At 31.9% G+C, this 1,140-nt stretch carries 1 rRNA gene; it reads left to right on the top strand.

The annotated features are described in order from the left end of the window. Window positions 1-732 precede the first annotated feature (732 nt). Window positions 733-1,140, top strand: a 16S ribosomal RNA gene (locus tag L0U72_RS11725); the annotation flags it as partial.

Raw genomic sequence — 1,140 nt, 5'->3', positions numbered from 1 at the left:
GATTATTATGTTTTTGTCTATAATGTCGTTCAAATTTTGTTTATGATAAATAATAATTAAGGTTTAATTCGTTGAATATTAGTGTTTAAAAAAACACTTTTAAATAAAGGCTAAAMAACTCTTTTCTGATTCAACAAGGAGTTTTTTAGCCTTTATTTAAAAGTGTTTTTTTAAACACTTTTAAATAAAGGCTAAAAAACTCCTTGTTGAATCAGAAAAGAGTTGTAGATTTGCAACCGCTAACGGAAAAACGTAAGTTTATAAGTTAGTTTAGTTCTTTAAGAAGTTTGTAAAATTAATAATATTTAAACGTAAAAAATAAGTTACTAAAGTCTTATTTTTTATTAATAAAAGAAACTATATTTGCAACCTGTTTTAAAAACAAAGTTCATTAACAAACTAAAAAAAAACTTTTTAAATTTAATGAAATTAAATTTAAAAAGTTTAAAAATAGTTTGTAGTTTTGCAACCGCTTTAAGAAATACACTAAAGCGAGAAACGATCAAGAAATTTTGGAATGATTTTTACGATAAAAATCAGTTAGTTCAATTCTAACATTTCTACAAAAGAAGTCTGAGAAGATTAACAAGTTGAAAATACTTGTGTGTGTCGACTCGACACGTTCATTGAAAATATTGAAATTGACAGCGTAAATAAGAGTAGAATAACCACGTTCTATTAATTTAGAACAAATTCTTTTGAAACTTATTCATTAAATATTATTTAAAATATACAATGAAGAGTTTGATCCTGGCTCAGGATGAACGCTAGCGGCAGGCTTAACACATGCAAGTCGAGGGGTAACAGGTAGCTTGCTATGCTGACGACCGGCGAACGGGTGCGTAACGCGTATAGAATCTGCCTTGTACAGGAGGATAGCCTTTAGAAATGAAGATTAACACTCCATAATGTAGTTTGATGGCATCATTAAATTATTAAACATTTATGGGTACAAGATGACTATGCGTCCTATTAGCTAGATGGTGAGGTAACGGCTTACCATGGCGACGATAGGTAGGGGGTCTGAGAGGATNNNCCCCCACACTGGTACTGAGACACGGACCAGTGTGGGGGATAATCCTCTCAGACCCCCTACCTATCGTTGCCATGGTAAGCCGTTACCTTACCATCTAGCTAATA

Source organism: Tenacibaculum piscium (genome assembly GCF_021390755.1).
Taxonomy (GTDB): Bacteria; Bacteroidota; Bacteroidia; order Flavobacteriales; family Flavobacteriaceae; genus Polaribacter; species Polaribacter piscius.
The sequence above is the reverse complement of the archived record's forward strand: the minus strand, read 5'-3'. Positions and strand labels throughout refer to the sequence as shown.